Origin of the sequence: Streptomyces sp. NPDC001594, from assembly GCF_042893675.1 — a bacterium.
GTDB lineage: Bacteria > Actinomycetota > Actinomycetes > Streptomycetales > Streptomycetaceae > Streptomyces.
Window position 1 is genome coordinate 241,823 of sequence record NZ_JBIAVB010000005.1, and the last position, 25,029, is coordinate 266,851.

The 25,029-nt window shown below is 77.4% G+C and carries 22 protein-coding genes and 2 pseudogenes; 11 read left to right on the forward strand and 13 right to left on the reverse strand.

Annotated elements, in window-relative coordinates:
* The first annotated feature begins 20 nt into the window (after positions 1-20).
* Together ACFY0O_RS12595 and ACFY0O_RS12600 are read left to right on the forward strand one after the other, a co-directional pair.
* Positions 21-692 (forward strand): helix-turn-helix domain-containing protein, encoded by a 672-nt coding sequence (locus ACFY0O_RS12595; protein WP_388946183.1) that lies wholly within the window; start codon positions 21-23, stop codon positions 690-692.
* A 67-nt stretch (positions 693-759) separates the two neighbouring features.
* Positions 760-927 (forward strand): DUF6126 family protein, encoded by a 168-nt coding sequence (locus tag ACFY0O_RS12600; RefSeq protein ID WP_388946186.1) that lies wholly within the window; start codon positions 760-762, stop codon positions 925-927.
* A gap of 64 nt (positions 928-991) precedes the next feature.
* Here ACFY0O_RS12600 and ACFY0O_RS12605 read toward each other — a convergent pair.
* The 3 genes and pseudogenes from ACFY0O_RS12605 to ACFY0O_RS12615 form a co-directional block, all read right to left on the reverse strand.
* Positions 992-1,225 (reverse strand): annotated as a pseudogene (locus ACFY0O_RS12605) (DUF6629 family protein); the annotation flags it as partial.
* 97 nt (positions 1,226-1,322) lie between these two features.
* Positions 1,323-1,538, reverse strand: a pseudogene (locus tag ACFY0O_RS12610) (DUF6629 family protein); the annotation flags it as partial.
* Between the two features lie 15 nt (positions 1,539-1,553).
* Complete coding sequence (locus ACFY0O_RS12615; RefSeq protein WP_388946187.1) at positions 1,554-3,116, reverse strand: MFS transporter; 1,563 nt, start codon at positions 3,114-3,116, stop codon at positions 1,554-1,556.
* A 235-nt stretch (positions 3,117-3,351) separates the two neighbouring features.
* Between ACFY0O_RS12615 and ACFY0O_RS12620 the strand changes: the two genes are divergently transcribed.
* The 3 genes from ACFY0O_RS12620 (at position 3,352) to ACFY0O_RS12630 (ending at position 5,191) form a co-directional block, all read left to right on the forward strand.
* Positions 3,352-4,119 carry a hypothetical protein gene (locus ACFY0O_RS12620; protein ID WP_388946190.1) on the forward strand — a complete coding sequence of 256 codons (768 nt, stop codon included), beginning with the start codon at positions 3,352-3,354 and terminating at the stop codon, positions 4,117-4,119.
* Between the two features lie 86 nt (positions 4,120-4,205).
* A complete protein-coding gene (locus ACFY0O_RS12625; RefSeq protein WP_388946192.1) occupies positions 4,206-4,946 on the forward strand; it encodes a hypothetical protein in 741 nt (246 codons plus the stop codon).
* Positions 4,943-5,191 carry a hypothetical protein gene (locus ACFY0O_RS12630; RefSeq protein ID WP_358893282.1) on the forward strand — a complete coding sequence of 83 codons (249 nt, stop codon included), beginning with the start codon at positions 4,943-4,945 and terminating at the stop codon, positions 5,189-5,191. The genes ACFY0O_RS12625 and ACFY0O_RS12630 overlap by 4 nt, the downstream gene beginning before the upstream one ends.
* Before the next feature lie 80 nt (positions 5,192-5,271).
* Here the strand turns inward: ACFY0O_RS12630 and ACFY0O_RS12635 are convergent, their stop codons facing one another.
* Complete coding sequence (locus ACFY0O_RS12635) at positions 5,272-5,775, reverse strand: gluconokinase (RefSeq protein ID WP_388946702.1); 504 nt, start codon at positions 5,773-5,775, stop codon at positions 5,272-5,274.
* A 105-nt stretch (positions 5,776-5,880) separates the two neighbouring features.
* Entirely contained in the window at positions 5,881-7,782 is a 1,902-nt protein-coding gene (locus ACFY0O_RS12640; RefSeq protein WP_388946195.1) for an ABC transporter ATP-binding protein, read from the reverse strand.
* A gap of 146 nt (positions 7,783-7,928) precedes the next feature.
* On the opposite strand from ACFY0O_RS12640, the gene ACFY0O_RS12645 reads away from it, so the two are divergent.
* The gene (locus ACFY0O_RS12645; RefSeq protein WP_388946197.1) at positions 7,929-9,929 is read left to right on the forward strand and encodes an AMP-binding protein; all 2,001 of its coding nucleotides are present in this window, start codon (positions 7,929-7,931) and stop codon (positions 9,927-9,929) included.
* An 18-nt stretch (positions 9,930-9,947) separates the two neighbouring features.
* Here the strand turns inward: ACFY0O_RS12645 and ACFY0O_RS12650 are convergent, their stop codons facing one another.
* Positions 9,948-11,753 carry a GNAT family N-acetyltransferase gene (locus ACFY0O_RS12650; RefSeq protein ID WP_388946200.1) on the reverse strand — a complete coding sequence of 602 codons (1,806 nt, stop codon included), beginning with the start codon at positions 11,751-11,753 and terminating at the stop codon, positions 9,948-9,950.
* Between the two features lie 106 nt (positions 11,754-11,859).
* On the opposite strand from ACFY0O_RS12650, the gene ACFY0O_RS12655 reads away from it, so the two are divergent.
* On the forward strand, positions 11,860-12,282 hold the full coding sequence (locus ACFY0O_RS12655) for a DUF350 domain-containing protein (protein ID WP_358893286.1): 423 nt from the start codon (positions 11,860-11,862) through the stop codon (positions 12,280-12,282).
* An 11-nt stretch (positions 12,283-12,293) separates the two neighbouring features.
* Here the strand turns inward: ACFY0O_RS12655 and ACFY0O_RS12660 are convergent, their stop codons facing one another.
* The 3 genes from ACFY0O_RS12660 to ACFY0O_RS12670 all read right to left on the reverse strand — a co-directional run bounded on the left by ACFY0O_RS12660 (position 12,294) and on the right by ACFY0O_RS12670 (position 15,777).
* A complete protein-coding gene (locus tag ACFY0O_RS12660) occupies positions 12,294-13,517 on the reverse strand; it encodes an acyltransferase (RefSeq protein ID WP_388946203.1) in 1,224 nt (407 codons plus the stop codon).
* 182 nt (positions 13,518-13,699) lie between these two features.
* Complete coding sequence (locus ACFY0O_RS12665; protein WP_388946206.1) at positions 13,700-14,380, reverse strand: response regulator; 681 nt, start codon at positions 14,378-14,380, stop codon at positions 13,700-13,702.
* A complete protein-coding gene (locus tag ACFY0O_RS12670) occupies positions 14,377-15,777 on the reverse strand; it encodes a sensor histidine kinase (protein WP_388946209.1) in 1,401 nt (466 codons plus the stop codon). The genes ACFY0O_RS12665 and ACFY0O_RS12670 overlap by 4 nt, the downstream gene beginning before the upstream one ends.
* A 106-nt stretch (positions 15,778-15,883) precedes the next feature.
* On the opposite strand from ACFY0O_RS12670, the gene ACFY0O_RS12675 reads away from it, so the two are divergent.
* Positions 15,884-16,825, forward strand: coding sequence for an AEC family transporter (locus tag ACFY0O_RS12675; protein ID WP_388946211.1), 942 nt, complete (start codon positions 15,884-15,886; stop codon positions 16,823-16,825).
* A gap of 49 nt (positions 16,826-16,874) precedes the next feature.
* Positions 16,875-17,270 (forward strand): hypothetical protein, encoded by a 396-nt coding sequence (locus tag ACFY0O_RS12680; RefSeq protein WP_388946214.1) that lies wholly within the window; start codon positions 16,875-16,877, stop codon positions 17,268-17,270.
* On the opposite strand, the gene ACFY0O_RS12685 is transcribed toward ACFY0O_RS12680, so the two are convergent.
* The 4 genes from ACFY0O_RS12685 to ACFY0O_RS12700 form a co-directional block, all read right to left on the reverse strand.
* Positions 17,224-18,390: a trypsin-like peptidase domain-containing protein gene (locus ACFY0O_RS12685; protein WP_388946216.1), complete on the reverse strand. Its 1,167-nt coding sequence runs from the start codon at positions 18,388-18,390 to the stop codon at positions 17,224-17,226. The genes ACFY0O_RS12680 and ACFY0O_RS12685 overlap by 47 nt on opposite strands.
* A 100-nt stretch (positions 18,391-18,490) precedes the next feature.
* Positions 18,491-20,035 (reverse strand): FAD-binding oxidoreductase, encoded by a 1,545-nt coding sequence (locus ACFY0O_RS12690; protein WP_388946219.1) that lies wholly within the window; start codon positions 20,033-20,035, stop codon positions 18,491-18,493.
* A gap of 113 nt (positions 20,036-20,148) precedes the next feature.
* Complete coding sequence (locus ACFY0O_RS12695) at positions 20,149-20,760, reverse strand: class I SAM-dependent methyltransferase (RefSeq protein WP_388946221.1); 612 nt, start codon at positions 20,758-20,760, stop codon at positions 20,149-20,151.
* A gap of 44 nt (positions 20,761-20,804) precedes the next feature.
* On the reverse strand, positions 20,805-22,373 hold the full coding sequence (locus ACFY0O_RS12700; RefSeq protein WP_388946704.1) for an IucA/IucC family protein: 1,569 nt from the start codon (positions 22,371-22,373) through the stop codon (positions 20,805-20,807).
* Positions 22,374-22,527: 154 nt separating this feature from the next.
* Between ACFY0O_RS12700 and ACFY0O_RS12705 the strand changes: the two genes are divergently transcribed.
* Positions 22,528-24,063 (forward strand): IucA/IucC family protein, encoded by a 1,536-nt coding sequence (locus ACFY0O_RS12705; protein ID WP_388946224.1) that lies wholly within the window; start codon positions 22,528-22,530, stop codon positions 24,061-24,063.
* A 154-nt stretch (positions 24,064-24,217) separates the two neighbouring features.
* Complete coding sequence (locus tag ACFY0O_RS12710; RefSeq protein ID WP_388946227.1) at positions 24,218-25,009, forward strand: GntR family transcriptional regulator; 792 nt, start codon at positions 24,218-24,220, stop codon at positions 25,007-25,009.
* Positions 25,010-25,029: the final 20 nt, after the last annotated feature.

Below are 25,029 nucleotides of genomic sequence, written 5' to 3' on the forward strand. Positions count from 1 at the left end.
GATTCTGGCTCAATCGGGGTATGACCCCCCGTCCCGAGGAACCCTCGGACACCGAGGCTCCAGGGGCCCCGGAGGCCCCGCGCACCCCGCAGGCCCCCGGCGCCGCGGAGCTGCCCGCCGTGGCCCCGCAGCTGCGCGAACTGCGCCGGCGCGCCGGACTCACCCTGGAGGCGGCCGCCGCCAGGGCCCGGCTCTCGCCCGCGCACCTGTCGCGGCTGGAGACCGGCCGGCGCCAGCCCTCGCTGCCGCTGCTGCTCGGACTCGCCCGCACCTACGGCACGACCGTCTCCGAACTGCTCGGCGAGACCCAGGGCGTCGCCGATCCCATCGTACGGGCCGGCGGCCCCGGGGCCCGCGAGGCCGACGGGTGGACGTACTGGCAGGCCGGCGGCTCCGGACGGGGCATGCAGGCGCTGCGCGTGCACGTCCCGCCGGGGCGCGGCCAGGGCGAACTGGTGCGCGTGCATCCCGGGGAGGAGTGGCTGTACGTGCTCAGCGGCCGGCTGCGGCTGCACCTCGGGGAGGCCGAGCACCTGCTGGAGCCGGGGGACAGCGCGCACTTCGACTCGCTGACCCCGCACCGGATCGGCACGGCCGGCCCCGGCGGGGCGGAGCTGCTGTTCGTCCACACGCTGCTGCAGAGCAGCCTCGCCGGGGTGTGCCTCGGCGGCACCGCCCCGCACCATCCCTGACCTCCACCACCCCCCCCGACCTCCACCAGCCCACGAGCCACCCGTCATGCCGTCCGAGGGAGAGCACATGTCCACCACGCCGTCCGAGCAGAAGGCCCCGCGCGGCGTCTTCCGGCGCTTCGAGTCCAAGTTCCCGCGCGGCCTGGTCATCCGGCTGGTCGCCTACCTGTTCGTCGGTCACCTCTTCGCCTTCTTCGTCTACCTGCTCTTCGTCCTGGGCGGCCGGAACCAGTGACGGGCGCCGCCCGCCGGACCCAGCCCAGCACCAGCAGCGAGGCCACCGCCGCGAAGGCGCACCAGGTGGAGGCGAACTCCAGCCGCCACAGCGCCGCGCACACCGCCGCCCCCGCGCCCAGCACGGCCCCCAGCAGCCGCAACAGCCGGTCCCCGGAGAGCAGCAGGGAGCCCAGGGTGGCGCACAGGTACCCGGCCAGGACCAGCGGCGCGTACGGCACGTCCACCGCGTAGCCCACCACCCGCCCCCGCACCTCGGCGGAGGGCGGCCGCACGGCCAGGCAGTACGCGAGCACCACGGCGGCGGCCAGGCCGACGGCCGCCGGCCCCCATCGGCCGGCGCCGCGGCCCCGGCGGGGCGGCGAGCAGCACCCCGAACGCCACCCACACCGGCAGCACGGGCAGCGCGATCACCGCCCAGGCCGTGGTGGCCGGACCGCAGCCGCCGCCCGCGTCCCACACGGCGGCCTCGACCAGTTGGTGCGCCCCCAGCAGCAGCGGAAGCGCGGCCACGGGCAGGTCCCGGGCCCGCCGCACCCGCGCCAGGCACACCACCCCGACGGCAGCCACGGCCGACCCCGCCGCCAGGTCCGCCGACGCGCTCCAGCACACCGGAGGCCTCCGCGCTCAGGGGGCGGCTCTGCGGCGGTCCTCCGCCCCGTCCGGGTGCTCCAGTGGAGGGGAGCCCACCGCACACGAGGTCCGGCACTCCGGATGGCAGGCCCCGGCCGAGGGGGAGCGCACGGTCGCCCACGCCAGGACCGCGCCGGCCGCCAGCAGCCCCGCGCACCAGGCCATCGCCCGCCCGTAGGCCGCGTCGAAGGCGCCGGCCGACAGGTAGGAGTCCGGGCCCATCCCGGCCAGCAGCGGCAGCGCCGCCACGGCCAGCAGCCCCGCCGCCCGGGCGGCGGCGTTGTTGATGCCGCTGGCCAGGCCCGCCCGGCCGGGGTCCAGCGAGGCCAGCACGGTCGCGGTCAGCGGCGCCACCAGGGTGGCCATGCCCGCGCCGAGCACCACCATGGCGGGCAGCACGTCCCGCACGTACGAGGCGTGCGGCCCCACCCGCAGGCTCAGCAGCATCCCGGCGGCGCACAGCAGCGGCCCCACCGTCAGCGGGATCCGCGGCCCGATCCGCTCGCCCAGCGCCCCCGCGCGGGCCGACAGCAGCAGCATCAGGACGGTGGTCGGCAGCAGCGCGGCCCCCGCGCCGAGGGCCGAGTACCCGGACACCACCTGGAGCTGGAGCACGACGAGGAAGAAGAACCCGCCGAAGGCCGCGTACACGCACAGGGTGACCAGGTTGACGGCCGTGAACTGGCGGGAGGCGAACACGTCCGGCGGCACCATCGGATCCGGCCGCCGCCGCTCCGCGTACACGAACGCGGCCGCCAGCAGCACCCCGGCCACCCCCGCCCCGACCACCGCCCCGGTCGCCGAGCGGGCCTCGATCAGGGCGTACGTGATCAGGGCCAGGGCGGCCGCCCCGAGCACCGCGCCGAGCACGTCGAACCGCCCGCCGGCCTGCGGATCCCGTGACTCCGGTACGTGTCTCAGCGCCACCGGCACGCACAGCGCGGCCACCGGCACGTTCAGCAGGAACACCCACCGCCACCCCGGCCCGTCAACCAGCCAGCCGCCGAGGAAGGGCCCCACGGCCGCGCCGACCCCGCCGAACCCGGACCACAGCCCCACCGCCCGGGCCCGGTCGTCGGCCCGGATCGAACCCTGGATCAGCGCGAGCGACCCGGGGGTCAGCAGGGCCCCGCCGACACCCTGGAGGGCCCGGGCGCCGATCAGCACCCCGGCGTTGGGGGCGATGCCGCACAGCAGGGAGCCCACCGCGAACCACACCACCCCGAGGACGAAGACCCGCCGCCGCCCGAACCGGTCGCCGAGCGCCCCGCCGACCAGGATCAGCCCGGCCAGGGTCAGCAGGTAGGCGTTGACCGTCCACTGGAGCACCGCGAGATCGGCGCCGAGGTCGCGCCCGATGCGGGGGAGCGCGACGTTGACCACCGTCGAGTCCAGCAGGGCCATCGCGGATCCGAGCACGGTGGCCAGCAGCACCCACCGCCCCCGTGCGGACCGCAACGCCACCCCCGGCGCGGCCGCGCCGCCGGAGGCGGCGGCCGCGGGCGGCGACGGGGACGTACCGGGGCCGGGCACGGGTTCACCGGGTAGGGCACTCATCCCTCCAGGCTGACCCGCCCGCCCCCGAAGGTCCAGCGGGCACGGCCCCGCGGCGCCCCCGGAGGGCTTGGGACGGCCTCGGACATGGCGCGGCAGGCGGTCTTGCGAGGGGCGCCGGGGTACCCGCTCCGACAGGCCGCCGCCCGCCCCGCATTCGGGTGGCGGGCGGCAACGCGTCCGCGCGTTCCCCGCGACCTGCCCGGCGGGCCGCGCGGGCCGACGTACCGTGCCGGGCATGACGCCGCAGATCGAGGCACTCATGCGCACCGCCGACCCGGACGCGGTCTGGGCGGTCGGCTCGGCGGACAGCGTGCACGCCGCCCGCCCCGGCCCGCCGGGCGACTGGGACACCCCGCTCACCGCCGACGCCCTCACCCCGGCCCTCGCCCTCTGGCCCGTCCTCGGCACCCTGGTGGCGGAGGGAGAACTGGCCCTCCACACCCCCCTCACGGCCTACGGGCTGCCGATCGCCCCCGGATCGCCCGCCGGGACCACCACCCACCAGCTCCTCACGCGCGGCGACGGCCCCGCCGCCCCCGCCGCCCTCACCCGTCTCGCCGAACGGCTGGGCGGCGCCCCCCTCGGCGACTGCGCCACCGGCCGGATCTGGCAGCCCCTCGGCATGACCCGCACCCGCCTGGACGACGGCGTCCTGCACACCACCCTGGCCGACCTCGCCCGGTTCCTGCGCCACCTGCTGTCCCCGGCCGGCCACCCCGTCCCCCGCGCCTGGACCGCCGAATCCCTGCGCATCCGCACCGGAGAGCTCACCCCCGCCCGGGGCCTGCTCTGGCACCCCGCGCCCGCCGGGGTGTGGGCCCACCACCCCCCGTCCGGCCCCGGACCCGCCCTGTGGATCGCCCCGCGCCGGGGCCGCTGGGCCGTCCTGCTCCCGGGCCCCGCCGCCGGATCCGGCTCCCGGCTGCGCACCGCCTTCCGGGAGGCCGCCTTCGCCCACGAGGACCTCACCGAACCGGCCCTGACCGGCGGCCCACCCTCGTAGCGCAGTCGGAGCGCGCCGCTCGCGGGGCCGACGTACGGTGGCGTCAGCCGCCTGAACCCGCCGTACACAGCCCCCGCGAGGAGCCCATGTCCGACGCCGTGACCGCGCCGGCCACCGACCCGGACGTCGACGCGCTCGACGCCCTGTGCCGGGAACTGGCCGAGGCCGCAGACGCCGTGGGCGAAGCCGCCCGTTACGCCTCCGGGCTCGCGTTCGGCGCACGCCTGCCCGCCGGGGCCCTCGTGGCCCGCAGCAGCCGCCGGCGCCGCGCCTGGCGGACCCTGCTGCGCACCCTCACCGACCCGGCCGGCCTCGGCTGGGCCCCGCGCGGGCGGGGGGTGGCCCGCGCCGGATGGTTCGCCGGGATCCTGACCCGGCGGGAGAGCCTGGCCGTCAGCGCGGCCGTCTGCGGACTGAAGGCCCGGATCCGGGTGGCGACCGCGGGCCGGCCCGAACTCCTCGCGGACCCCGGCTGCGCCGCCGTGCTGCGGGCCGTGGACGGCGGCCGGCAGGCCGAAGCCGCCCGCGCCTTCCGGCAGATCCTGCGCGAGCGGGGCACCGGCCCGGCCTTCACCCTGCTCGCCCCGGCCTTCGCGGACATCCTCGCCTGGCACGCGCTGACCGACGAGAACCCCTTCAACGACCACGCCGGCTGGCAGGTCGCCACCGGACGCGCCGTCACCGCCGAGCCGCTGCTGGGCCTCGGCGCCGCCGTACGGGCCTTCTGCGCCCGCGAACCCGGCGGCGCCGGCCGAAGCACCCCCGGGGAGCCCGGCACCCCCGCCGACCACGGCCGCACGTCCCCGTCCTCCCGGAGCAACCCGTGACCGACTGCCGTCCCCCGCGCCCCGTCCCGTCCGCACCCGCCGACGGCCTGCGCGGCCACTGCGCCGTCCTGCGCGGCCACGCCCGGCGGCTGCGCGCGGGTGCGGCGGCCCTGGAGTGGCACGGCCCGCAGGCCGACGCCCTGCGCGCCGAGGTGGCCGCCCTCGCCGACCGCTGCGCCCGCGCGGCCGACGGCTTCGCCCTCGCGGCGGCCCAGCTCGAAGGCCCGGACCCCCGTCGGTCCTGACCGCCCCGCCGGTCCGGGAGACCCTGGGGCACACCGGACGCGTCACCCGCCGACGGAGCCCGCTCCGGCCGGGCGGTCCGTCAGGGGGCGGCTCCCGTGTCTCCCGGCGGGCGCAGGGCGGCGAGCGCCCGGGCGGTGATCTCCTCCGGGGTGCCGCAGACCTCGACGGTGAAGCCCGGCTCGTCCGGCCGGAGCGGTTCGAGGGCGGCGAACTGGGAGTCCAGCAGGGAGACGGGCATGAAGTGCCCCGACCGGGCGGCCATCCGGGTCTCGATCAGCGGCCGCCGCCCCGTGAGGTGCACGAACACCACGGAGGCTTCCGGTGCGGCGGCCCGCAGCCGGTCGCGGTAGGCCCGCTTGAGGCAGGAGGCGGCCACCACCCCGCCCTCCGCGCCCCGGCCCCGGACCCACACGCCCACCGCGTCCAGCCAGGGCCACCGGTCGGCGTCCTCCAGCGGGATCCCCGCCGACATCCGGGCCACGTTGGCCGCCGGGTGGAAGGAGTCCCCCTCGGCGTACGGGACGCCGAGGGCCTCCGCGAGGAGCCGGCCCACGGTCGACTTGCCCGTGCCGGCCACGCCCATCACCACGATGACGCCCTGGGGGTCCACGCCGTACCTCGCCCTTCTCGCCGCCGCGCTGCCGGGTCCCACTCAAGCGCACCCCCGGCCGTGCCGTGCCGCCGGGGCTCAGCCCGTCGCGGCCGTGCCCCGCGTCGCGAACTGGGTGCGGTACAGCTCCTCGTAGCGCCCGCGCGCCGCCAGCAGCTCGGTGTGGGTGCCGCGTTCGACGATGCGGCCCTCCTCCACCACCAGGATCAGGTCGGCGGCCTGCACGGTGGACAGCCGGTGCGCGATCACCACCGCCGTCCGCCCGGCCAGGGCCTCGGCCAGGGCCTCCTGGACGGCCGCCTCGGAGGTGGAGTCCAGGTGGGCGGTGGCCTCGTCCAGGATCACCACCCGCTGCCGGGCCAGCAGCAGCCGGGCGATGGTCAGCCGCTGCCGCTCACCGCCCGACAGCCGGTAGCCGCGCTCGCCGACCACGGTGTCCAGGCCGTCCGGGAGGGAGGCGACCAGGCCGTCGAGGCGCGAGCGGCGCAGGGCCTCCCACAGCTCCTCCTCGGCCGCCTCGGGCCGGGCCAGCAGCAGGTTGGCCCGTACCGACTCGTGGAAGAGGTGCCCGTCCTGGGTGACCATGCCGAGCGTGTCGCGGATCGAGTCGGCGGTGAGGTCGCGCACGTCGATCCCGCCCAGGCGGACCGCGCCCGCGTCGGCGTCGTAGAGGCGGGGCAGCAGCTGGGCGATGGTGGACTTGCCGGCGCCGGAGGAACCGACCAGGGCGACCATCTGGCCGGGTTCGGCCCGGAACGACACCTCGTGCAGCACCCGCGTGCCGCCCCGGGCGTCGAGGACGGCCACCTCCTCCAGGGAGGCCAGCGAGACCTTGTCGGGGGAGGGGTAGCCGAAGGAGACCCGGTCGAACTCCACCGCCACCGGGCCCTCCGGCACCCGGCGGGCGTCAGGCTTCTCGGCGATCAGCGGCTCCAGGTCGAGGATCTCGAAGACCCGCTCGAAGCTGACCATCGCACTCATCACCTCCACGCGGGCGCCGGCCAGCGCGGTCAGCGGGGCGTACAGCCGGGTCAGGAGCAGGGCCAGGGCGACCACCGAGCCCGCCTCCAGGCTGCCGCGCAGGGCGTAGTAGCCGCCCAGGCCGTAGACCAGGGCCAGGGCCAGCGCCGAGACCAGGGTGAGGGCCGTGATGAACGCCGACTGGGCCATCGCCGTACGGATGCCGATGTCCCGGACCCGGGCCGCGCGGGCCGCGAACTCGGCCGACTCGTCGGCGGGCCGCCCGAACAGCTTGACGAGGGTGGCGCCGGGCGCGGAGAACCGTTCCGTCATCTGCGTGCCCATCGCCGCGTTCAGCGCCGCGGCCTCCCGCTGCATCCCGGCCATCCGGGTGCCCATCCGGCGGGCCGGCAGCACGAACACCGGCAGCAGCGCCAGGGCCAGCAGGGTGATCTGCCAGGAGATGCTCAGCATCACCCCCAGCGTCAGCAGCAGGGTCACCACGTTCGACACCACCCCGGACAGGGTGTTGCTGAACGCCCGCTGGGCCCCGATCACGTCGTTGTTGAGCCGGCTGACCAGGGCGCCCGTCCGGGTCCTGGTGAAGAAGGCCACCGGCATCCGCTGGACGTGGTCGAAGACCGCCCGGCGGAGGTCGAGGATCAGGCCCTCGCCGAGGGTCGAGGAGAGCTTGCGGGTCAGCAGCCCCAGCCCCGCCTCGGCCACCGCGATCACCGCGATCAGCAGGGCGAGCCGGGTCACCCGCCCGGTGTCGCCGTCGCCGCCCGCCTTCGCGCCCTGAACGATCGCGTCCACGATCCGGCTGGCCAGCAGCGGGGTGGCCACCGCCAGCAGCGCGCCCACCACGCTCAGCAGCAGGAAGAAGGTCAGCCCGCGCCGGTGCGGGCGGGCGAAGGCGGCGATCCTGCGCAGGCTCGCCGCGGAGAAGGGGGGCCGGTCGCCCTGCTGGGCGTTGATCGCGCTGTGCAGCGAATGCCAGGCGGTGACTTCCATGTCCATGACCCCACGGTAGAACCTCGACCAAACTTCAGGTCAAGGCACCGGTGCAGGACCACCCGCCGGGGCAGGCCCGGTCAACTCCCGCTGACCGGAGGGATTTCCGCGAACGCCCGGCCCGCTGCGGGCACGGTGGCATCATCGGGGGAATGACGCAGGCATCGTCCTCCGCCGGCTCCGGCCGGCCCGCCGCCGACACCGTCCTCGAGCGCTTCGAGCAGTGGGCCCGCGACACCCCCGGGGCCCCCGCCGTCATCACCCCGGCCGGCCCCCTCTCCTACGCCGGACTCGACACGGCCGCCAACCGGCTCGCCCACCACCTCCGCGCCCGGGGCCTGCCCGACGGCGCCCGCATCGCCATCGCCCCCACCCGCCGCGAGGAGACCGTCGTCGCCCTCCTCGCCACCCTCAAGGCGGGCGCCGCCTACGCCCTCGTCGACCCCGTGGACACCCGCACCGCACGCGTCCAGCTCACCGCCCTGGCACCCGGCCTGCTCCTCACCGACGCCGCCGGCGCGGCCCGCCTGGACCAGGGCAAGGGCCTGCCGGTCCTCCGCACGGACACCGAAGCCGAAGCGATCGCGGCCCGGCCCGGCCACCCCCCGGCCCGCGCACCGCGGGCCGCCCCGGCCGCCCTGCTGTTCACCGCGACCGCCGTGCCCCGCCCCGTCCCCGTCGGCCACGCCCTGCTGCTCGCCGCCCACGAGGCCTGGGCCCAGGTGGCCCGGCTGACCTCCGAGGACCGCCACCTGTTCACCGGCGGCCCGGACCTCACGCCCTTCGCCGCCGGCTGGACCCGCGCCCTGTGCGCCGGAGGCGCCCTGGTCCTCCCCGACGGCCCCGCCTGGAAGCCCGGCGAGATACCCGAAGCGGTCTCGGAGTACGAGGTCGGCGCGCTGCACACCGACCCCGGCGGCGCCCTGCGCCTCCTCGACCGCGGCCTCGACCCGGCCGGCGCCGCCCGCCGGGGCCGGCGCGAACCCGCGCCGCGGCTGGCGGCCCTGCGCCTGCTCACCGTCACCGGCGACCGGCTCTACCTCGACCAGCAGACCGCCCTCCAGGACCGGCTCCGCCCCGGCGCCCGCGTCCTGTCCGTCTACGCCCCCGCCGAGGCGGCCGGCGCCGGCACCTGGTTCGAACTGCCGCAGCTGCCCCGCCTCCTGGACGCACCCGAACGGATCTGCCCGCTCGGCACCCCGTTCCCCGGCGGCAGCGTCGAACTGCGCGCCGGGGAGCTCCACCTGACCCCGCCGGGCGGCGGCGACGCCCTGACCACCGGGGACCTGGCCGTGCTCCGCCCGGACGGGCTGCTGGAGTTCGCGGGACGGCTGCGCGACCGGATCACCCTCGCCGACGGCAGCCCCCTCGACCCGCACCCGGCCGAGTCCGCGCTCCGCAGCCACCCGGGCGTCGGCGCGGCCGTCCTGGCCCCGGTCGGCAGCCGCGGCAACACCCGGCTCGTCGCCTACGTCGCCCCGCCCCCCGACGAACCCGGCCGGGAGGGCGGCGGCGCCCGCCCGGACGTCGAGGGGCTCCGCGAACACCTCGCGGGCCGCGTGCCCGCCGCCGCGCGCCCGGCCCGCCTGGTCCACCTGCGCACCCTGCCCCGCACCCGGGCGGGCCAGGAGGACCGGGCGGCGGTACCGCAGCCCGTGGCCGCGGGCGCCCGGCCCGCGGGCAGCGGCAAGTACGGGGCGGTGGCGGGCGGGGAGGTGCCCGGCTGGTTCGGCTTCGGCTGCGCGGCGGTACCCCTGGCCGTGGTCACCCTGTTCGCCACCGACCTGATCTGGCCCGGCTCCACCGACCTCACCGGCGTGCCCCGACCGTGGTCCACCCTCTTCTTCGTCCTCTACCTCTTCGAGTGCGCGGCCTTCGCCGCGGGCCTGCTGTTCCTGTTCGCGGGCCGCCGGCGGATGGTGCGCCCCGGACCCGGCCGGCGCCTGACGACCGCCGCCCACCTGGCCGCGGCCTACCTGCTGCTGGCCTGGTGGCCGCAGGACAACCTCTACCGGCTCGCCGCCAAGCACGACTGGCCGCGCCAGGCCGCCCTCGTCTACACCTTCAACGTCCCGCTGATGATCGCCGGACTGATCGTGGCCGTCCACCTCACCCGCCGCCCCGCCGCCCCGCCCGCCGACTCCGACCGCTGACCCCGACCGCTGACCCCGCTACCGGGCGCCGAAGACCTCGCCCAGCGCCCGGGCCCGCTCCCGGACCAGCACCTCGGCCGCGTCCAGCACCTGGAGGCTGTGCGCGGCCACCAGCACGCCCAGCCACGGCGCCGGGTCGAACGCCCCCGTCGGGATCGTCGGCACGAACACGGCCCCCAGGGCGGCGCAGTCCCGCGCCAGGCCGCCGCACACCTCCTCCAGCTGGGCCTCCGGCAGCCGGGCGCCGAGCTCCACCCGGTCCGCGATCCGTACGAGGTGCCCCGCGCCCCGCACCGCGTCGAGCCGGGCGGCCACCATGAACGCCACCGACGGGCCGGTGAGCCGCATGTTCGCCTCGGTCGGCGCGAGCCGCCCCGCCGCGTCCACGACGAAGTCCACGTCGAACCAGCCCCGGTGGCCGGCCGCCGCCAGCTCCCGGCCCACCGCCGCCCCGAACTCCAGCAGCGGCCCCTCCAGGCGGGCGGGCACCACCCCGGGCCCCACCGTGGCACCGCGGTATCCGCCGTCGGCCACGTCCATCAGCGCCGCCCCGACCCGGTGCGGGCGCCCCGCACCGTCCACGAACCCGTCGTAGGTCAGATCCCGCGGCGCGTCCGCGTCCGCCGGGCCGTGCACGTACTCCTCCACCAGCAGCGGGCCGCGCGGCAGCCGCCCCCGCAGGGCCCGGACCCCGCCGGGCGCCCGGAGCGGACCGGGCGTCACCAGGGTGGTGCCCGAACCCCCGACACCGTGCTCCGACTTGAGAACGGTGCTCTCCCCCGCCCGGGCCCGCGCCGCCGCCCGCCGGACCGCCGCCCGACGGGACCCGGCCCGCCACTGCGCGGGCAGGGCCACCCCCGGATGGCCCCCGCCCGCCAGGATCCGGGCGAACAGGGCGTGGGCCGCGGACTTCGACTCGTACCGCAGCGCCTCCGGCCGCCACGGCACACCGGCGAGCCGCGCGTAAGGCTCCGTCAGCCCCCACGGCACGAGCGGCAGCCCGCACCCCCGCACCCGCCCGGCCAGCGCCGGCCGGGCCAGCACCGCCTCCGACAGGCCCGGCCCCCGCCCGGCCAGCCCGTCGTACACCTCCACCTCCCGCCCCCAGCCCAGCGCCCGCCCGACCGCGCCGGCCCACCAGCCGGGCACCGGCCCCGGCAGGACCAGCGCCGCCGGAAGGGGGCTGTAGAAGGCCGCCAGGCAGGAGTAGTCCCGCGCCGCCCGCCGCCCCGGGCCGAGGGAGGCGTCGGCGAACTGGGCGTTGAACTCTCCCACGTTGCCCACGTGCACCGCCGCGCCCCCGCCCGTCCAGGCCCGCGCCCACCCGGCGAGCGGGGCGGGCGCCACCGCGAACCGGACCAGCCCCGGCGGTGAGCCCGCCGCCGGGACGGCGCCCATCGCCCGGTAGAACCCCGCCGCGTGGGGGTCGGCGTCGATCAGCAGCCGCCGGAAGCCCAGGTCGGCCGCCCGCCGCACGGCGTCCCGGTACAGCAGCCGCCCCACACCCCGGCCGATGGCGGCGGGCTCCACGAACAGCAGCCCCAGCCGCGCCGCCCGGGACCCGTCGGCCTCCCCGCCCCCGTCGGTCCCGTCGGTTCCGTCGGTTCCGTCGAGGTCCTCCAGGGAGGTGACGCCCAGCAGTCGCCCGCGCCCGTTCTCGGCCACCACGACCCGTCGGAGCGCGAGCTCCTCCTCCCCGACCCGCAGCTGGGGCGCGCACGCCGCGAGGAACTCCGCGCCGTACCCCCAGTGCGCCTTGGACCGCCTGACCAGCGCGGTCAGCGCCGCCGCCTCCCCGGGCCGCGCGGGCCTCGCCTTTGCCATCTCCTGACCTCCCCATGGTCCGGGGCCGGGCCGTGCGATAGATTCGGCCTCCCCACGGCACGTCCTTGGCCCATCCTCGTCCACCCCGCGTCAGACAGGCCCCTCAATGAGCGACATCGTCAACGGACTTGGCCGTACGACCGCCTACGGCGCCGTCGGACTGGTCCTGCTGGTCCTCGGCATCGTGCTGGTGGACGTGCTGACCCCCGGGAAGCTGCCCAAGCAGATCTGGGAGGAGCGCAACCGCAACGCGGCCCTGCTGCTCAGCTCCGCGCTCCTCGGGATCGGCGGCATCGTCTTCACCTCGATCTGGACGACGTACGAGGACTTCGGCAAGGGCCTGCTGTCCACGGCGGCCTTCGGCCTGCTCGGACTGGTCCTGATGGCCGTGGCCTTCCTGGTGCTGGACCTGGTGACCCCGGGCAAGCTCGGCGCCATCGTGGTCGACCCCGAGCCGCACCCGGCCGTCTGGGTCACCGCCTGCTGCAACCTCGCGGTCGCCGCAATCGTGGCCGCCTCCATCGCCTGACCCCCGGCCGGCTACGCCAGCCCCAGCGCGAACACCCCGAACCCGGCCGCCAGTAGCCCCGCCACCGCCCCCCGGGCCGCGGACCCCCGCCGCCCGGGCTCCGGCGCCACCTCGAACCGCCGCGCATACCGGGCGATGGCCACCAGCAGCACCGCGAACACCGGCAGCCACAGCAGCCGCGCCGCGATCCACGCGGGCCCGTCGGGCGCCGTCGTCAGCCCGGCCACCGCCCCGCCGGAGAAGGAGGCGGGCACGGCCGCCGCCAGCATCGCCGTCTGGTGCCAGCACAGCACCGTCATCGCCGACAGGTTGACCACCACCACCGGCGCCCACAGCGCCGGCCGGGCCAGCAGCCGCGCCAGCCGGTCCCGCAGCAGGATCGCCGCGCCCGACTGCGCCGAGGCCAGGGCCAGGACCAGCAGCGACGGCGGATGCGAGTTGGTCCGCGCCGCGCCCGGCACGCCCACCATCGAAGCCGGGTAGTGGAACACCGCCAGCAGCACCGCGAACAGGGCCGTCCCGCCCGCCAGCAGCAGCCACGCCCCGCGCCGGCCGATCCGCCGCTCACCCCACGAGACGCCCAGCTGATAGGCGAACAGCCAGCCCGGCAGCACGTTCAGCAGGGAGAGCCAGGACGGCACCGAGCCGGTGAACGGCCCGTACCGCAGGAAGTCCACCACCGCCACCGACACCAGCAGCGGGGCCGCCGCCCACCCGCCCAGCCGGGCCGCCGCCCGGACGCAGTACGGGGTCAGCGCCGTCACCACCGCGTACACCCCGACGAACCACAGCGGCTGGACCACCAGGGTCGCCCCCGTCCGCAGCGTGGCCTCCGGAACCCCGGCCGCGTACAGCACCGGCGCGGCCAGCGCCCACACCGCCGTCACCCCCAGCACCGGCCGCCCCAGCCGCACCATCCGCCCCTTCAGCCAGGCCCCGGTCGAGCCCGTCCGGCGGCGAAATGAGAGCACCGAGGCGTAGCCGCCGACCAGGAAGAAGACGCCGAGCATCTGGAGCACCCAGCTCGCCGGGGCGAGGGCGCCGACGGCCGACAGCGGACTGGCGTTGTGCAGTCCGCCCCCCGCGTCCACGGTGAACCCGCCGAGCAGCCAGTGCCCGGTCGGCACCGCCAGCAGCGCCAGCGCCCGCAGCCCGTCGACCGCCCGGTCCCGGTGCGCCGGCGTCCCCCGGTCGATCCGCTCGGCGGCCCGCCGCAGCGCGGCCGGCGCGCTCATCGGCCCTCTCCCCGCGCGATCGCGGCCGGCGCGTCCGTGCCCGTCGTCCTCCCGAAGCGGCGCATGACCTGTCCCCTCTCTCTCCTCGTGACGGAGAGGAAGGTAGGAAGCAGGTACCCGGCCGCACGTCGGACCGGGGAGCCAAGCCGGAGGTCATACCCCGGTAGGGGGTGGAGGAGGAGCTACGCGGAGTCGCCGGGACGGACCAGCCCCGCCTCGTACGCGAAGATCACCGCCTGCGCCCGGTCGCGCAGGTCGAGCTTGCCCAGTACCCGCCCGATGTGGGTCTTGACCGTCTGCTCCGCCAGCACCAGGTGCGCGGCGATCTCCTGGTTCGACAGTCCCCGCGCGATCAGCTCCAGCACCTCCGTCTCGCGCGGGGTCAGACCGTTCAGCCGCAGCGCCGGATCCTTGCGCGGGGCCGGACGCTGCCGGACGAAGTCCGCGATCAGCCGGCGCGTCACCGACGGCGCAAGCAGCGCCTCCCCCGAGGCCACCACCCGGACCGCCGCGATCAGGTCGGCGGGCGGGGCGTCCTTCAGCAGGAACCCGGACGCGCCCGCGCGCAGCGCCTCGTACACGTAGTCGTCGATGTCGAAGGTGGTCAGCATCAGCACCTTCGGACGGTGCGTCACCCCCGGCGGCGGCTCCAGGACCTCCCGGGCCGCCGAGAGCCCGTCCAGCTCCGGCATCCGCACGTCCATCAGCACCACGTCCGGGTGCGCGGTCCGCGCGAGCCGCACGCCCTCCCGCCCGTCGGCGGCCTCGCCCACCACGTCGATGTCGGCCTGCGCCGACAGCAGCGCGGCGAACCCCGCCCGCACCATGGCCTGGTCGTCGACGATGATCACTCGGATGGTCAACTGGAGTCCTCGGTCCGGGAGGTCAGCGGCAGCCGGGCGGCGACCCGGAAACCGCCCTCGGGCAGCGGGCCCGTGTCCAAGGTCCCGCCGGTCAACCGTACGCGCTCGCGCATCCCCACCAGTCCGTGCCCCGTCCCCGCGCCCCCGCCCTCCAGCGCCTCCACCGGCTCCGGCGCCGGGCCGTTGACCACCAGCACGAGCACCTCGCCGGCCCCGCCCCCGTCCCCGCCGGAGTGCGTCACCGACACCCGCACCCGCGCCCCCGGAGCGTGCCGCACCACGTTCGCCAGGGCCTCCTGCACGATCCGGTACGCCGACAGGTCCACCGCCGGGTCGGTCCGCGCCGCCTCCGCCACGCCCGAGGCCAGGGACAGCTCCACCGGCTGCCCGGCCCGAACGGTCGCCTCGACCAGCTGCTGGATCCGTGCCACCCCGGGCTGCGGCGCCCGCTCCCCGCCGCCCGCGGCAGCGCCCGCGCCCCCGCCCTCGGCCCCGTCCCCGCGCAGCACCGTCAGCAGCCGCCGCATCTCGCCCAGCGACTCGCGCGCGCTCGCCGCGATCGCCGCGAACTCCTCGCGCACCGGCTCCTCCATCCCCGGCAGCCGGTACGGCGCGGAGTCGGCCTGGACCGTGATCACCGACATGTGGTGGGCGACCACGTCGTGCAACTCCCGTGCGATCCGCGCCCGTTCCTCAAGCAGGGTGCGCCGCGCCCGCTCGGCGCCGCTGATGCTCTCCTGCTCCGCGACCCGCTGCCGGGCGTCGCCCAGCCCGCGCAGCGCACCGGTCAGCGCCAGCACGACGCCGGCCAGCACGAACAGCAGGGCCGCCGTGTTCGTCACCCCGTCCGGCGCGGCGAAGCCGAGCACCACCCCGGCCGCCCCCGTCGCCAGCCACACCCCGACCAGCGTCCGGACCGGCTCCCGCAGCCCCAGGCAGACCATCAGCACCAGGTACCCGACGATCTCCATCGGCGGCCACGGCCACGGACGCCCCGCCACCCCGTCGGCGAAGCCCAGCAGCACCGCCCCGACCACATCGGCGGCCAGCACCGCCGCCCAGGCCGGCACCGGCCGGGTCACCGCCAGCAGCAGCGGCACCGCCTGCACCACCCCCAGCGCCCCCGCCCACCCGCCGCCCAGCCGGTAGTCGTTGGTCAGCACCGTGATGGTCACGGGGAGCAGCACCACCACGAAGACGCCGGCGAAGGCGAAGGGCAGCAGCCGCTGCCAGCGGCGGGGCGCCCGGGCCAGCAACGGCTCGCCGGGCCGGGCGGGGGTGCGCAGCGCCACGGCCAGCCCGGCGAACCGGCCGGCGCCCGCGCGCTGCTCCCCGCTACCGCCCGGCGCCGCCTGGGACTTACGGGCACGGCCGGGGAAGCGCGGTGTGAACCTCATGATCCGCCAGCCTATGCGCAGGGGCGTCCGGAAGGGGCGACGACGGGGGCGGATAGGCTGCACGCCGTCGGACAACGCCGTCCGGCGCGACCGGGGGAGCCGTGGCATGGGCGGGGCAGCCGCACTCGAGAAACTGGTGCCGGTCCTGCTGGCCTTCGGCGGCGGGGTCCTGCTCGCCCGCCGCAAGACCGTCCCGGCGGAGGCCTCCAAGGCCTTCTCCGACTACGCCTTCCTCTTCGCCGTCCCCTGCTACCTCTTCGGCAACATCTACGCCGCCGACCTGGGCGCCCTCTTCGACTGGCGGGCCATCGGCGGCTACGCGGCCGCCGCCGCGCTCGCCGTGCTCCTCGTGGCCCTCGGCGCCTCCGCCTACGGGGTGCGGGAGCCGCGGGCGGTGGCGCTGCGGGTGATGGCCGGGGTCCAGGTCAACACCGCCTACTTCGCCGTCCCGGTCTTCATCACCTTCTTCGGCACGGCCGCCCCGATCTTCCCGGTGCTGCTGTTCCAGGTGTGCGTGCTCTCCCTCGTGGTGATCGCCCTGATGGAACTGGGCCGCGCGGACGGCGGCGGACCCGGGGCCCGCGTCTCCCGGGCCCTGGCCGCCTCCCTGGCCACCCCGCTCGTCCTGGCGTGCAACGCGGGCATCCTGCTCAACCTGCTGTCGGTGCACGTCCCCAAGGTGCTCCTCGACGGTGCCTCGTTCGTCGGGGACAGCGCCTCGCCGGTGGCCCTGTTCGCCCTCGGCCTGCACCTCGGCGGCGCGGGCCTGGACGTCCGGGGCACCACCCGGGAGGAGGCCGCCCTGATCGCCTTCAAGTGCCTGGGCTTCCCGCTGCTGGCCTGGGCGGTGTGCGCGGGCCTCTTCGGGGTGCGGGGCCACTGGCTGGCCTACCTCGTCCTGATCGCCGCGATGCCGACCCCGCAGAACCTGTTCATCTTCGCCCAGCGCTACGACATCGGCGTCGACCTCTCCGCCTCCGTCGTGATCAAGAGCTCGGTGGTCTCCCTGCTGCTCCTGCCCCTCTGGCTCCAGACGGTCGCGGCCTAGGAGCGGCTGCGGCTCGTTCCCCCCGGGGGCTCCGCTCGTTGAGCCGGGCATGGAGCTGCTGCCGATGATCGCGGCGCCGGGGGTCGGCGAACGGGCCGACGCCGCGGCCGATGCCGCCTGCCACCTCTACGACGCCGTCGCCCCCTGGAGCGCGGGCGGGCCGGGCGGGTGGAGCCGGACCGCCGCCGAGGACGCCGCCGAGACGATCGAGACCACCGCGCACGCCCTCGCGCACATCCACCCGCGCGCCGAGGTCATCCTCGCGCCCGTGCACGCGGCCCTGGCCGACCTGCGCCGTCAGCTCGAACTGCCCCCGGCCGACCCGCTGAGCGCCGAGGGGGCCCCGGTGGCCCCCCGGAGCGTCGGCAACCCGCGCCGGACCCGCTGGGTGCGGGTGCTCACTCCGCCCGCACCCCGGCGACCGCCGACTGGTACAGCTTCCTGATCTCCGCGCCGAAGTAGGCGCTGTACGAGGTGTCGGCCGTGGGCCCGCCGGTCTCCCAGCCGCCGATCACCCCCACCACGTCCCCGGTCGAGGTGTCCTCGTCGAAGCGGGTGATGAACGGGCCGCCACTGGTCCCGCCCGGGTAGCCGGTGCAGTCGATCCGCAGGAACGATCCGGGGCTCCCGGGGTCGGTGCTGGTGAACTTGGTCGTCTTGTTGACGCAGGCGCGCGGGCGCGGCGAGGGCGCGGGGTGGCCGATCAGGAGGACCTTGGGGTGGTTGAAGGTGGCGCCGGTCACCAGCCGGTTCGCGCCGACCACGTCCTCGACGTCCTCCCCGTCGGCGTCCGGGCCGACCTGGGCGAAGGCGACGTCGAGGGTGGCGGCCTTCGCGGCGCCCTCGGTGCGGTAGCGGGAGGCGATCCACACCTTCGACTTGCCCGCCGCGTCCCGCAGGACCGGGAACATGCCGTACGGGCGCGGGTTGGCGCGCGTGTACTGCGGGACGAAGGCCACCTGGCGGGTGTCGCTGCCGAGCAGGCAGTGCGCGGCGCTGAGCACCATGTTCCGGCCGGGGGAGGAGACCACGCTGGCCGTGCAGAAGTAGGCGCCGGCCCCCTTCATGACGAACATCCGGCCGACGACCGGGATCCCGTCGAAGTCCTGCCCCACCCCCGGCGCGGCGGACGGGATCACCGGCGCGGGCAGCGGGGAGGGGACCGTGGTCGGCGCCGGGACCGCGGGCACCGGGGCGGGCAGGGTGCTCGCCGCCGGTACGGGCACCGGCACCGCCGACGCCGCCGCGGCGGAGGCGGCGGGCTCGGCAGGGGCGGCGGGGGCCGAGGGGGCGGCGGAGGGGACGGCCGCGGGCGGGGCTGCCGGTGCCGGTGCCGAGGTCGGGACGGGGGCCGGCGCGGGGGCCGGGGTCGAGGTGCCGGGCGTCGGCGGGCCGGGGACGGGGACCGCGGCGGCCATCCGCTCGGGGGTCCAGAACGCGGCGGCCTCCCGCGCGGTCCAGTGCCCGGCCGAGGCCTCGGCGGTCCCGGTCTCCAGACCGGGCAGCGGCCCGCCCGGCAGCAGCAGGGCGGCGGTCGCCGCCGCGAGGGTGAACGTACGCAGCATGTCTCGTTCCTGTTCGTGACGGCCCGGCGGGCCTGACGGGCTGACGGTCTGACGGTCTGAGGGGCTGAGGGTCCGGCGGTCGGGAGGCAGGGACGGGGGTTCAGACGGCCTGGGGGAAGCGCAGCAGCCGGTCCGGGTCGTAGGCGCGCCGGACCCGCTCCAGGCGGGGGAGGTTGGGCCCGTAGTAGGCCTCGCGCCAGCCGGCCAGCTTCGGGTCGGCGTAGTTCTGGTAGGCCCGGCCGCCCGCCCACGGCCGCAGGGCCCGCCACAGCCCGTCGAGCCACTCCTGGTGCCGGGCCGTCTCGGCGGCGGTCGCGGACGGCGGCCAGTACGCGAGGTACTGGGCCAGGAAGGCGCTGTCACGGTGGACGAAGGCCGTCGCCCCGGCCGGCACCCGGTTCACCGCCCCGCCGCACACCCCGTCGAACTGGACCACGCCCAGGCCGCCCGGCGGTACCGCCCGCCCGTACCGTCCGACGGCGTCCAGGACCGCGCCGACCGCCGCGTCCGGCAGCCCGGGCCCGTCCCAGAAGTCCGAGCGCGCCGCGTACGAGTCCCGGCCGAGGAGGCCGCGCGGGTCCCGGCCGGGCAGCCGCCCCGGCAGCCGGCACCGCTCGGGTCCGCCGTCGGGGCAGCCCGCCATGGCCCGGACGGTCTCCCCGTAGCTCCGCACGGTGATCCAGGAGTCCCGGGGCCCCCGCCCCACCAGCCCCGCCAGCCGGTCCAGTTCCCGTTCCAGCTCCGCCCGCCCGTCGAGGCACACCGCCCGGACGGCCAGGGCGGCGGCGGACCCGGCCTCCACCGTGAACTCGGCCTGGCTCCAGAAGGGGTCCGGCAGCGCGGCGAGCCAGCGCTGCCAGCCGCGCACCACGGCCGCCGCGTCCGCGTCCGGCCAGTGCAGTTCGGCGAAGGCGGCGTCCCCGACGGGATGGGTGCGCAGCCGGAACTCGGTCACCACCCCGAAGTTGCCGCCCCCGCCGCCGCGCAGCGCCCAGAACAGCTCCGGGTCCCGGTCGGCCCCGGCCTCGCGGACCACCCCGTCCGGGGTCACCACGCGCGCTCCGGTGAGCCGGTCGGAGGTGGTGCCGTGGGCCCGGGAGGCGAGGCCCAGGCCGCCGCCGAGGGTGAGCCCGGCGATGCCGACGGAGGGGCACAGCCCGGCGGGGACGCCGAGGCCCCGCCCGGCGAGGGCCGCGTGCACGTCGGCCAGCCGGGCGCCCGCGCCGACGCGCACCTCGTCCCCCTCGACCGAAACCCCCGCCATGGCCCCGACGTCGACGACCAGCCCGGCCTGCACCGTGGACCAGCCCGCGTAGCCGTGCCCGCCGCCGCGCGGCACCACCCGGGCGGCCGAGCGGCGCGCGAAGTCCAGGCACACCGCCACGTCACCGGCGTGCGCCGGATAGGCGACGGCCGCGGGGGCCACGGAGTCGAAGCGGGGCTGGAACAGCTGCCGGGCCTCGGCGTAGTCCCCGTCCCCCGGAAGGACCACCCGCCCGTCCAGCGCCCGGGCCAGCGCCCCGAAGTCCGGGCCGGCCGCGGCGCCCGTGCGCCGGGCCCGGGCCCGGCCGGGGGAGCCCGCTCCGGCGGCTCCGAGCACGGCGGCGGCCGCCCCGGTGAGCGCCCGGCGACGTGTAATCTTCATACTTCCTTCCTGCCACCGCCCGCCGCGATCGGGGCGAAGGCGGGCCCGCCGGAGCCGAGTTGTCCCCCGAACGGAGGACAGCGCGCGGCGCCCGCCACCGGGCTCACGCCCCGTCAGGACCGGGGCGGCTTGCGGGCCAGGGCGAAGCCCTGCGGCCCCCGCTCCCGTTCGTCCGGCTCCCGGACCACACGGGCCACCTCCGCCAGCCCGGCCTCCGCCAGCTCCCGGGCGACCAGCCCGGGATCCGCCCCGTGCGCATGGCCCTCCCCGGCGGCCTCGAAGGCGATCAGGGCGTATCCGCCGGGGGCCAGCACCCGGGCGAACTCGGCGAAGAGGGCCGGGAGTCCCTCCACCGGTGTGTGGGCGGTCCCGTACCAGGAGAGCACCCCGCCCAGCGTCCCGTCCGCCACGTCCAGTGCCGCCATCGGGCCGACCTCGAACCGCAGCCCCGGATACGTCCGCCGGGCCACCGCCACCATCGCCGGCGAGAGGTCGACGCCGAAGGCCCGCACCCCGCGCCGCTCCAGGTACGCCGTCACGTGCCCCGGCCCGCAGCCCACGTCGGCGACGGCCCCGCCCGCACCGCGCGCGTACGCGGCGAAGGCGTCCAGCACCGCCCGGTCCAGCGGCCGCACCGGCGGCTCGTCCCGGGGCGGCCCGGCGTGGTCGACGGCGACGCGGGCGGAGGGCACCGGTATGGCACCGGGACGCGAGGTGGCTGTCATGCTCCCGCACACTAGCGCCGCCGAGCCGGACGGTGGCCGGGGCCTCAGTCCCCGGCCAGCGGGCTCGGCAGCTGCGTCCACTGGTCGCCCGGTACGCCCGGGCTGAGCCGCATCAGGGTCAGGGCCTTGACCGGGAGCGGGCCCCGCAGTGCCCGCGCGTCGGCGGTCGCGGGGAGGGCGTCCAGGCCCGCCGCCAGTGCCGCCCCGAACGCCCGCCGCGAGCCCGCCGTCGCGGCGAGGGCCCCGGCCGCCAGGGAGCCGAACATCTTGCGCCGCAGCACCGTCTCGTCGTCCGTCACCAGCCGGCCCGACAGCGGGGGCACCGGCAGGCCGTGCCGGGCCAGCCGGGCCGGGCTGATCCGGATGTCGGCCAGGTCGCGGTAGACCAGCCGCAGCGGGGTACCGTCGGCGGCCAGGACCACCAGGAGGTTCTGGCCGTGGGCCTCCAGCGCCACCCCGAGTTCCAGCACCCGCAGGCACACCGACAGGGCCAGCCGGGCGAACCGGGCCTGCCAGTCGGCCGACCGGGCGAGCCGGGTGCCGGCCAGCGCCGCCACGGGGACCACCCGTTCGCCGGCCCGCGCGTAGTCCTCCGGGGCCTCGCGGAGCACCGCCGCCAGGTCCGGGCTGTAGGCGGTGGCCGCGCCCAGGGTGCGGGTGACGTGCAGCCGCCCGTCCAGCCGCTCGGCCAACGCGTGCGCGAACGCCGAGACCACGGCGGCCGTCTCCACGGAGTAGGCGGAGATGTCCCGCACGGAGGAGGTCAGCCGGGTGCTCAGGGCCGTCTTCACGTGGGCGCCGCCCGCCGCCGGGGCGAGGGTGCGCAGGGCCATCAGCGGGTGGGCCGCCGGACCCGGCAGCACCTCCTCGCCCTTGAGCACGTGCTCGGCCTGCCACGGGTGCACCGGGACCAGGATCCGGTCCCCGTCGCGCAGCTCCCGCGGCCAGTCCCCGGAGACCAGGCACTCGCGCTCCCGTACTCGGACCAGCCCGAGCTCCACCAGCGGCCCGTGCTCCGGCGCGTACGCCAGCTGCTCGGCCACCGAGAACCCCGGCCGGGAGCGGCAGTTCGGGTGGTAGGGGTGCCCGTCGACCACCCGCTGCTCCCACTCCCAGGTGGTGCCCGGCTCGGCCCGCTCCCCGGGCGGCTGCCCGGCCCGGGACAGGGCGAGGGAGGCGGTGCTGTCGTCCAGTTCGGCCGCGAAGGAGGCGAAGGCCGCCCCCAGCGGGCCGGCCGCGCCGTGCGGCACCCGCAGCGCCGCGACGAGCCGGGCCGCCTGCCGGTACGCCCGTCCGTCCAGCCTCACCTCGGTGACGTGGGCGTCCGTGGCGTAGGGGTCCGGGCGCGGCCCCTCCAGCAGGGCGCCCCCGGCCAGGCGCAGCCGCAGGGAGTCCGGCCCCAGCTCCCGGCCCACCACCCAGGGCAGCGGTTCGAAGGCCAGCGCCCGCCAGAGCCGGGTCAGCACGGCCGAGCGCGCGCCGTCCAGCGCGGCCTCGTACGCGGGCCCGAGCCCGGGCCGTACGCCGGCCAGCGCGGCGGCGACCGCCTCCTCGGCGGTGCCCGCCGGGGAGGGTCCGGGGTAGGGCGGGGGAACGTGCGTGCTGCGGTCCAGGGTCCTCTTCCTTTCGGATCGCTTCGACCGAGAGGTCTACCCGGTGATCAGGTCATCATCCCGGATACTGAAGATCACGGCCGGTGGTCCCGCACCCGGACCCCGGCGCCCCGGAGCTCCCACGCACCGGAGCACCCACGTTCCGAAGCCCCGAATGGATCCAGTGGACCTCAACGCCGCCGCCGACGCCTATGCCGCCGCCCCGCTCCTGAACTGCCTGCTGCGGGAGGTGACCGACGCCGAGGGCGGGCGGGTCCACCGGCTGCGCGGCAGCGGCCGGCTCCTGCGGGTCGCCGGCGGCCGCCGCCCCGCGGACCCCGAGCTGTACACCGCGGCCGGCTGGCACCCGCTCAGCCACGCCGAACTCGTCAAGCTCACCGCCGACGAGCTGCTGCGCCACACCGGCGTCCCCAACGACGAGCTGCCGGTGGAGATGGCCGACAGCCGTGACACCGTCGCCGCGCTGCTGGCCGCGCGGGCCGCCGCCGAGGTGCCCGAGGACCCCTACGTGCGCTCCGAGCAGGCCCTGCTCATGGGCCACCCGCACCACCCGGCCCCCAAGACCCGGGGCGGGGGCCCCGCCGCCGGGTGGCTGCCGTACGCCCCGGAGGCGCACGCGCGCTTCCCGCTCGTGATGCTGGCGCTGCGCGAGGACCAGGTGGCCGAGGAGGGCGGGGCGGCCGCCGGGGAGGCGGTGGACGCGCTGGCCGGGATCCTCGACGGGCCCCGTCCGCCGGCCGGCTACCGGGCGCTGCCGGCGCACCCCTGGCAGCTCGACCTCGTCGCCGGCCGCCGGGAGGTGCGCGAGGCCCTCGCCGACGGGCGTCTGCTGCGGCTCGGGCCGACCCGGCTGCCGGTGTGGCCCACCGCCTCGATCCGGACCGTGCACGCGGCCGGCCGGGACGCCGACCTGTTCGCGAAGTTCAGCCTCGACGTCCGCATCACCAACGACGTGCGCCGGCTGTGGCGCCACGACCTGCTCAAGCTGCGCCGTACCGACGCCGCCGTGGAGGAGGCCTTCGCCGACCTGCGCCGCCGTACCGGCGCGCGGGCGGTGTGGCTGTGCGACCGGGGCTACCGGACCGCCGCGTTCGCCTTCGAGGAGCTCGCCGTCCTGGTCCGCGACGGGCTGCGCGGGCGGGTGGAGCCGGGGGCGACCGCGGTGCTGTGCGCGGCGCTCGCGGAGGGCTTCCCCGGCAGCCCGCTGGAGGGCGCGGCCGATCCGGAGGACTGGTGGCGGGCGTACCTGCGCCAGGTCGTCCCCCCGGTGCTGGACCTGTTCGCGCGGCACGGGATCGTGCTGGAGGCGCACCTGCAGAACTGCCTGGTGGCCGTCGACGGCCGGGGGACGCCCGTACAGGCCCTCTTCCGGGACGCGGAGGGGGTCAAGCTCCCGCAGGACCTGCCGCGCGCGGCGGCCTGGGAGCGGCTCGTGTACTGCCTGGTCGTCAACCACCTGGCGGAGGTGGCAGGAGCCCTGGCCGAACACCGCCCGGAGCTGGCGGGCCGGGTGTGGCCGGCGGTCCGTGAGGAGTTCCTGCGCTACGACGCCGAGCACGGCCTGCCGGAGATCGCCCGGCTCCTCGACGCCCCCGCGCTTCCGGCCAAGACCAACCTGCTGCTGCGGTGGACCCGGGCGGACGGCGCCGACGCGCGCTACCTGGAACTGCCCAACCCCCTGCGCGGATAGCCGGCAGGGGGCGGCGGACCTGGGGCGGGGCGGGCGGGCCGGGATCCGGCCAAGGTGCGTCCGGAGGCCCGGACCCCGTGGAGAAAGGTATAGACCAATGCTAGGTTGGGCGGACAGACCGCGCAGTCCTTGACCACCCGTCAGAGGAGAAGCCATGCCCTCCCCTTCGCGGGGCGGCGGCCCCGCCGCCATGCCCAAGTACCAGCGGATCGCCGCAGCACTGCGGGACGAACTCGACCACGCCGCCCGGACCACCGGAGGCAGACTGCCCTCCGAACGCACCCTCGCCGCCCGCTACGAGGTCAACCGGCAGACCGTCCGGGCCGCCCTCCAGGAGCTGCGGGCCGACGGACTGGTGGTGACCGGCCGGCGGGGCACCCGGGCCGCCCCGCCCCCGGCGGCCCCGCGCCCGGACCGGCCCGCCGCCCGGGCGGGCGCGCAGCCGCCCCCGTACGCCGCCCCGGGTGCCCGGGGCCCGGTCCGCCCGGTCCGGGCCCGGCTCGGCCTGGTCACCGTGCCGCCCTCGCTCGCGGCGCTGCTCGGCATGGGCGGCGGGGAACGCACCCTGGTCCACCACCACCGCGTGTACGGCGCCGACGGCCGCACCCTCCAGCACACCGTGACCTACCTCTGCCCGGACACGGTGGCCCGCACCCCGGAACTCGCCGCCTACCTGGAACGGCCGTCCGCCGCGGAGGAGGAGGACCTGCGGCCGCTGCACCGCTGGCTGGAGCGGGCCACCGCCCGGGGGCGCACCGCCGAGACCATCACCATGACCCGGACCAGCCACCCCGCCGGCGCGTCCCCCGCCTGCGGGCTCTCGGTACGCCGCACCGTGCACGACGCCTCCGGCCGGCTGCTCGCCGTCACCGACCTGGCCTTCCCCGCCTGGGACCGGGTCACCTTCCACCGCGAGCCCGAGGCGATCGCCTTCCGCGTCAGCTGACGGCGCGCCGGCACGGGGTC